Source organism: Acidiphilium sp. 20-67-58, assembly GCF_002255515.1.
In the GTDB taxonomy this organism is placed as follows: Bacteria; Pseudomonadota; Alphaproteobacteria; order Acetobacterales; family Acetobacteraceae; genus Acidiphilium.
Genome location: NZ_NCAS01000069.1, coordinates 1 through 7,161, shown reverse-complemented (window position 1 = coordinate 7,161; position 7,161 = coordinate 1). Strand labels below are relative to the sequence as shown.

Sequence of the window (7,161 nt, the reverse complement as noted above, 5' to 3'; positions counted from 1 at the left end):
CATCGGGTGGCGGTGGCCTTTGCGCGAATTGCATCCTTTGCAGACAAGCTGCAAATTGGAAACATCATTTGAGCCGCCCAAATGAAGCGGCATAATATGGTCAATTGTGTATTTTTTTTCTTTAGTAAATTTAACGAGGCAAATTATACATTTTCCCTTTTGTTGGATAAATATTTTTTGAATATCTTCATTTGAATAATTTCCTTCAGCTTTGGCTAGGCGAGCACGGCGTCGATTGGCAGAATCACGAAATTTATGTGGTTTTTTTAATGCATATTGCCGATTGGCTTCGCGGCATTTTTCCAAATTTGCTTCTCGATATTTTCGGCTACGCTCACGCATTTTTTCTTTATTTTCTTCATAAAATTTAGCTCTTTGTATTTTTCTTTTGGCCTTTCTTTTTAAATCATACTCTTTATTTTTTCTTCTGGATTCTTCTATATTATCAAAATATCTTTTGCGTCTTGTATCTTTTTGCGCTTGGAGCTTTTCTGGATTTTGCTCTCTCCATTTTTGAGTATATTCTTTGTCGTGATTGGGATTTTGAGACCGATATCTGTCTCTGTTATTTGTTGCACAAATAACGCAATTTAAGCTAGAAACAAATCGTTGTGCAACGTGACCGTGCGCACATGGGTTTCCTGTAAAATACCGTTTTAGCCCCAACTTAATGGCGTCTTGACGCGATAAAAGTTCAATATCGTTTTTTCCGTTTTCCATAAAAACAATATAAAGCAATTTCATCGCAAAAACAATATTTTATGGCCAGTCTAATACCCAAACAGGAACTAGCCCGCATATGGGCCACAATTGGAAAGTCCAAGCCAGCCGCCACCCGCCGCGCGCGTATGCGGTGGGGACTGGCGGCGTGCGGATGTGTTCCGGGAATTTCACCACGTCGCCCATCACATCACGCCCTTGTCAGGTTGAGAGCGAACGCGCCATGCACGAAGCCCGGCGCGGTGAAATAGCTGCGGTCGATCGGCATGTCCGCGCCCCATGAGGTCGCGAACGTGAGCGCGCCGTCGTAGGAATCGCACCAGACCGCATGATAGCCCCACGATCCAGGCGTTCCGGCTGGCTCCCAGACCGTTTGCGCCTGCTGCTCGACGGAGAGCGCGACGACGAGAAAGACGCCGCCCGTCTGCACGATGGCGTGGCGTATCGCGGCTTCCGCTACCGGCTCGATCCCGGTCACGCTTTCCAGCCGGTAGCCGCCGATGGCGTTCGCTTGCCAGTAGCGGAACAGGTCAGCCGGGTTCGTTCCGCGATCGGTCGCCGGCTCGCCGGGCTTGTAGCCAGTGATCCGGCTGTAGAGATCGACCACGAACGAATTGGCGATCTGCCCCGGCAGTCCGGCGCGGGCAAGCGCCGTCTGCACCGCGTTGGCCGCCGCAGTCTCGACGCAATCGCCGATGGTCGCATTGTCGCCGCTGATCCGCGGCGCGCTGCACCGGCCCCATGCGCCCGGCACCTCCGGCACATGCGCGGCGGTGACTGCCACAGGCGGCGCATCGCCCGGCTGCCAGCGACAGCCGAGCTTCATGCGGGAGAGGTCCATCAATGCGCCGCGAGCACCAGCCGCGCCTCAGCCGGCGTCATGGCGTGCGCAGCGCCAGCAGGCACCGCAAGCCCGACGCCGATTTCGATCACCGGCAGCAGCACCACGGCGGCCTGCACGATCTGCGCGTAAGGCGGCGGCAGCGGGAGCCCGGCCAGCAGCGCGGCGAATGCGTTCACATCGGTTTCAATCTGCGTCACGATGGGCTGCGCGGCGTTCTTGCTGATCGTCGCGGACATGGACGCGGCGGACGCCTGGATTTTGCCGACCAGCGCCTGCGCTTTGGCCATCACGGCAGCCGGCACGACGTTGGAAACCTGAAGGCCCGGCAGCGCGTTGGCGAGACCCGAGGCGATCAGGTTGACGTCGCTCAGCACCTGCGCGGCGATCTGGTTCGGATTGCCGGAGAGGGTCGCGCACCCAGCGAGAGCGACGGGCGCGAGAACGGTTGCGCCGAGGATGGCGCGGCGGGTCATGGTCATGGGGTCAGGCTTCCTTGGAGTGGTGCGTGATGGCGAGGTCGTAGACTTCGCCCGACTTGAAAAAGCCGATCACAGCAGGGTTTGAGATGTGCATCTTGAGCGACCCGGACGGCGTGGCTTCCGAGTAGCTGTTATCTTCAGGATGGCCGGTCCAGATCGCCGTGAATTCGACCTCTTCGTGAATTACGGCCTCGGCTCCCGGTGCGTCGGGCGAGCACTGCTCGCCGCCCTCATTACGATACCAGTGTTGAAAAATCTGCTTTGCACCAATGCAGACGAAACGTGCGGTTACTTTCATGGATTAAGCCTTCGGTTGTTCGGTGGGGGTGGTGGAAGGCGCGGCGTCTTTCGGCGCGGCCTTATGGTTGGCGATGACGTAATGCACGCCAGCGGACAGCAGCACTGCAACAGCGGTGCCTACGTCGGTCGGCATCGAAACGTGAGCCAGAGACAAAATCCACTGGATCAGCACGACAGCGGACAGCGCAACGCCGCCCGCCGCCGCGCCTTGCGAGACGGTCGTGGTGTTCATTTCGTGGTTCCTTTTCGAGGGAGGATTGGGTATGGTCGTTGTTGCTGCGGTGAGCTACCGGAAGCGGTCAGCCGATGGTCGCGACGGGCTTCGGAAGTTGGGTAACGGGTCTGACGAAACCCCGGTGGGCAGACGGCCAGCGATGGCGCCGACGAGGGTCCGCAGCATTTTGAGACTACCAGATCAGTCGGCGCCGCTGGAGACTGAGCAGAGGGTGGAAGCCCCTCACCCCACCCACCAATGCACCGCAGCGACAATCGCGACGATGGCGACGATTCCGACCCTCATGCGGAGGTTAGAGCGGATGCGTATGCCTGCGGGTCGCCGGGGCCGTTGTAGCGCCGCGCGAAGGCAAGCAGTCGGTCGCTGGGGATTGCGTCCACTTCGGTGTCAAGCAACGATTCAAAGCCCGCGCCCCACGACTGGACGAAAGCCCGCATCTCGGTTTCCTGCAGCGCGTTGGCATAATCGCTGATCGCGCCAGTGTAGCCATTGGCGTAGATGTTGACGCCGAGAAGCTGATACGCGCCCCAGGATGTGCAGGCGATCATATCGGCGGTCGCCACGTCGCAGTGGTTCGCGCGCTGGATCGCCTCGCGCTGCGAACATTGCCACGCGGTCGGGCCGCGCCGGTCATACAATGCCGGCTCAAACCGCATGGCGTAAGGATCGGCGCCGCTTTCGACGTGTGCCACGGCTTCGATGAGGGTCACAGAATGTCCTTCCACACATCGCGCGGGTCTTCCCCGACATCAATGCGCTCGCGCCGCTGCTGCGTTTCAATCAGCATTTCGAGACACCGAATAGCTTTGCGGTAATCCTCAATCATCTGACCTTTGTATGGCGCGCGGCATGTGTATTTGATCACGTTCATTTCGAGCGGGTTCAGATTGTTCGCCATCGCAAACGTCATCGGCTCAATCAGAAAGCGGTCGTAATGCGCCGGTCGCTTTATCATGCAGCCCTCCGCAAATACCGCAGATAATCCGCGCCCTCGTCCACATCCCAGAATGTCGTGACAAGGCCGGTCTGGCGCGGCGCGGTCGGATTGATGACGGTCACGACGGCGGGGAGGTTGTTCTGCTCGAACCCTTCCGCCTTGGCGTGGCTGTCGAAATACTTGAACGTGCCAACCTGGATCGCGTGCGTGATATGCGCTCCGTTGCGGAACGGCAGGATATTGTAAGCCGCCGTGTGAATGTGGCCACCGATCGCGATATGGTCAGGATCGCCGCTGAACCGTGCCGCGCGGGCGATACCGTGCGCTGCGTTGTAGATCGAATTGCCCCGCCATTTGTGCCGGATGTGCAGCCGCACCGTCTCGCCCGCATCTGGCACAAGCGCCAGCCGCGCGCCGTGCCACTCGTAGAGCACGCCAGCTTGCCGCGCCAGCCAGCGCAGCGGGTCAGTCGATCCGCTCCATACATCATGATTGCCGCCGATGACGTAGAGCCACGGCAGCGCATTCATCAACCACTCGATCAGCCGCAGGGTGTCGTCCGAGGTTACGTCTTGATTGGCGTAGAGCCGCGCCAGGCGGCCAATCCAGTTGTTGCTGCTGTCGCCGACGTTGCCGGCGAAAAGCCCATCTGTCCGCTGCACCAGATCGACGCAATGCCGAAGCAACGGCCAGTTGCAACCGGGGTCGTCAATGTGCGGATCGCCAAAATGCAGGATGCCATACGGGCCGTTGCACCGGACGCGGATCGGCACCAGGTCGCGGGCTTCTTCGGCGGCCTGCATCCGCTCGAAGCTCCGCGTGCGGCGGTCTATCAGTTCGTCCAGTGGTTCGGCCGAGGATGGAAGGTCCGGCACCTCAATCGTTGCTGCCCGCACTCGAACGCGGGGTTTGTCTGCCGCAATCCCCTGTTTGCGCGCCTTCATGACTTGATGCGCGAGGGTCTGGCGCGGAAGGTTCTCAGCCCGCGCCGCAGCCGACACAGAGCCGTGCAGAGCGACCAGTTGAAGCGCCCGGCGCATCTGTTCGGTGGTCAATGGGGCTTGGCTCATTCCGCGCCTTTCGTGAGTTGGTCGTGCAGGGCTTCCATGATGTGCAGCATGTATTGAAGTTGCTTTTGGTTCGCCTGCTCTTGCCGCTCCTGCACCGCGAGCATCACGGCGGATGCAATGGACGCCTCGATGGAGAGGATCAGCGTCAGCCGCTCTAGGCCGCCGTCATCGAAATGCGGCAGACCCGGCGTGAAATTCCACCCAGCCCAGCCGGCGCAAAAGATGCACAGGAACCAGAGAAAGAATTTCGGGCTGCGGAAGGTGCGATAAGCCCGTTCCAGGTTCAATGATGCACCCAAGACACGACGAGCATCCCCACCGTGGCGAGTGCCACCAGCGCCCCCCATAGCACCGATTGCCGCATCGGAGCCGCATTCAGCGCGTCACGCAGCAGGCCATTGATCGCGTTGTCGATGTGGGTTCGGATTTCCGCTGCATCTTCTTTCGTCGCCATCATGCCAAGCGTGACACGGATTTCCTGCATGTCCGTCTCAAGGCGCCTGATTGAGGATTCGTGCCTCACGTCGGCAGCCGCCAGACGCGCGAGTTCGATTGCAATGGCGGGCGGGATGGCATCGGACATGGAGCCTCACAAGACAGAGAAAAGCGCGTGGACGACCAGCCCGAGCGCAAGGAAGCCGACGCCGAACGCAATGCCGGCGCGGATGTAGGTCGGCACCGATGACGGCGCGTTGGTGAACTGAAGCCCGCAATGATCGCGCTGCACGACCGCGCCGAGAAACCGGCAGAACAGGCACCAGCCGGGCTTGCGCGGCCCGGTGCGTTGCGCCCGCGCCGGATCGGGGGAAGGCCGCCAGCCTGCCTCCCACGCCACGCGCTCGCTCACGGTCCAGCCGAGCGGGCCGCCGGTCACGACGTTGATCGCGGTGTCAAATTCGATGCCGACGCGCTCGAAATACGGCGGCTGGGAGGATGGCCACGGGTCGGTCATGATTTTGTCCTCACGGCGTCCGCGCGAAATTGCCTGAATGACGGCTTTTTCTTTACGCTCTATGGATTTGTTCAGGCGAGAAAAGAAGGACATTAAAGGACGCCGACAACCTCGTAGTCCACATATACGGTTCCGGTGGACGCAGCATAGAGTTCGCCAGACACGCCGCTGACGGGGGGTGATGTAGGAGCGGCCTGCCCATCAAAGATATCAACGGCTGCGCTTGTCGGAAGCGAGCCTAGTGTCGCGCGCCCCCAAAGGAGCGCCGTGTTGTAGGTCACGGGAAGCGTGCCGCTGCTCCACGTCGTATATCCGGTTGCCGTGACAGAAACGGCCACTCGCCCAAAGCACCGGGCCATTGTAGCGATATCGCCGCCATAAATTCCAGTCCACGTCTCGTAATTTGCGTATTGTGTGCGGCGAGAGGCAATCCCGATGGACCCCGAGCCGCCAAACGGCACCACATTGTTGCCATTGGCCTTCGAGACGGAAATGGAGCCGATTTGGGCCGTTACACCAGTATCTGCGTATATAGCATTAAAGTTGTTGTTTACCTGATTATAGCTTTCAATGTTTGCATTATCGAGTTGCAGGAGAGAACCGGAAACAGTGAAACGAATCGCTTCCCCCTGCGATCCTGCGCAATCGAAGTTTGTGATTTGTGCATTGGCGATCTGAGTCGAGACTTGATAAATTCCGCGCGTTGGCGCGGTAGCCGTTCCTGCCGATGTAGAGCAATAAATAGCAAGATTGCTTGCCTCAAAGGTGACAAGTCCATCCGAAGCAAGCACTATTCCATAATAGCAGTTGTCAAAACACACATTTGCGAATTGGCCTCTTTGAGAACCGCCCCCTGCGGTAGTGTTTGTTGGACCGTATTGGAGACCTTCATGACAATTAAAGCTAAAGATGTTGGTCATTTCCGGATTATCAACGCGCCCGAAATAAATAGATGATATATTCTGTTGAACATAATCCAGAATATTTGTATCGCTCGAAAAGAACACCCAATAGTGGAAATCGTGGACCTTCAGCACATCGTAGCTTCCGTCCACATTCAGCAGAGGGCCAAATGTCTGGCCGTATAGCCCCTGCACGCGCCCACGGTCCGCGCCGAAATAGTAGACGCCTATGGACATCCCTCGGATCATGACATTAGTGATGCGTCCGTCGTCACCGCCCGTTGCTGCGCCCGAGGACCTATAAAACTGAATCGCGTTCGGCGTTGCGACCGGCGTCCATCCCGAAGCCGCCGCAGGCTGGTAGTTTGGCCAGATTTCAAGATTTTCAAATCCGATATTTGAGCCGGTGACGTAGAAGACGTTCGCCGCCACGGAGGGCGCGAACGAGCACACAAAGATGGTGCCTGCGGTCGGCGTGACGGTGACTGCGGAAGACCATCCCGCACCGATGACAGCGACGCCCGGTGTCGAGATGGTGATCTGGTTTGAAAGCAGATATCGGCCCGGCGGCACAAACAGAACGCCGCTCGGTGGCAGAGCATTAATGGCGTTTTGGATTGCGGTGGTGTCGTCAGTCGTGTTATCTCCTTTAGCCCCAAACCACTTTACGCTCAAAGCGTTTTCATATTGCCGATACCACCTGCGCCCGGCAGCATCGACAA

The 7,161-nt window shown here is 58.4% G+C and carries 12 protein-coding genes; all 12 read right to left on the bottom strand.

Going from position 1 to position 7,161, the window contains the following annotated elements:
• On the bottom strand, positions 1-744 hold a 744-nt coding region (locus B7Z76_RS15555; protein ID WP_291345113.1), incomplete at its 3' end, for an HNH endonuclease.
• A gap of 166 nt (positions 745-910) precedes the next feature.
• Positions 911-1,561 (bottom strand): hypothetical protein, encoded by a 651-nt coding sequence (locus B7Z76_RS15550; RefSeq protein ID WP_291345111.1) that lies wholly within the window; start codon positions 1,559-1,561, stop codon positions 911-913.
• On the bottom strand, positions 1,561-2,043 hold the full coding sequence (locus tag B7Z76_RS15545) for a hypothetical protein (RefSeq protein WP_291345109.1): 483 nt from the start codon (positions 2,041-2,043) through the stop codon (positions 1,561-1,563). The genes B7Z76_RS15550 and B7Z76_RS15545 overlap by 1 nt, the downstream gene beginning before the upstream one ends.
• 4 nt (positions 2,044-2,047) lie before the next feature.
• Complete coding sequence (locus B7Z76_RS15540; RefSeq protein ID WP_291345107.1) at positions 2,048-2,341, bottom strand: hypothetical protein; 294 nt, start codon at positions 2,339-2,341, stop codon at positions 2,048-2,050.
• 3 nt (positions 2,342-2,344) lie between these two features.
• Positions 2,345-2,575: a hypothetical protein gene (locus B7Z76_RS15535; protein WP_291345105.1), complete on the bottom strand. Its 231-nt coding sequence runs from the start codon at positions 2,573-2,575 to the stop codon at positions 2,345-2,347.
• A 284-nt stretch (positions 2,576-2,859) separates the two neighbouring features.
• Positions 2,860-3,288: an N-acetylmuramidase domain-containing protein gene (locus tag B7Z76_RS15530; protein WP_291345103.1), complete on the bottom strand. Its 429-nt coding sequence runs from the start codon at positions 3,286-3,288 to the stop codon at positions 2,860-2,862.
• Positions 3,285-3,533, bottom strand: coding sequence for a DUF3310 domain-containing protein (locus B7Z76_RS15525; RefSeq protein WP_291345101.1), 249 nt, complete (start codon positions 3,531-3,533; stop codon positions 3,285-3,287). Before B7Z76_RS15525 ends, B7Z76_RS15530 begins: the two co-directional genes overlap by 4 nt.
• Complete coding sequence (locus tag B7Z76_RS15520) at positions 3,530-4,570, bottom strand: hypothetical protein (RefSeq protein ID WP_291345099.1); 1,041 nt, start codon at positions 4,568-4,570, stop codon at positions 3,530-3,532. Before B7Z76_RS15520 ends, B7Z76_RS15525 begins: the two co-directional genes overlap by 4 nt.
• Before the next feature lie 11 nt (positions 4,571-4,581).
• On the bottom strand, positions 4,582-4,872 hold the full coding sequence (locus tag B7Z76_RS15515; protein WP_291345097.1) for a DUF1003 domain-containing protein: 291 nt from the start codon (positions 4,870-4,872) through the stop codon (positions 4,582-4,584).
• Positions 4,869-5,168, bottom strand: coding sequence for a hypothetical protein (locus B7Z76_RS15510; RefSeq protein ID WP_291345095.1), 300 nt, complete (start codon positions 5,166-5,168; stop codon positions 4,869-4,871). The genes B7Z76_RS15515 and B7Z76_RS15510 overlap by 4 nt, the downstream gene beginning before the upstream one ends.
• A 6-nt stretch (positions 5,169-5,174) precedes the next feature.
• Positions 5,175-5,630 carry a hypothetical protein gene (locus B7Z76_RS15505; protein WP_291345093.1) on the bottom strand — a complete coding sequence of 152 codons (456 nt, stop codon included), beginning with the start codon at positions 5,628-5,630 and terminating at the stop codon, positions 5,175-5,177.
• On the bottom strand, positions 5,630-7,161 hold a 1,532-nt coding region (locus tag B7Z76_RS15500), incomplete at its 5' end, for a glycosyl hydrolase family 28-related protein (RefSeq protein ID WP_291345091.1). The genes B7Z76_RS15505 and B7Z76_RS15500, both read right to left, overlap by 1 nt.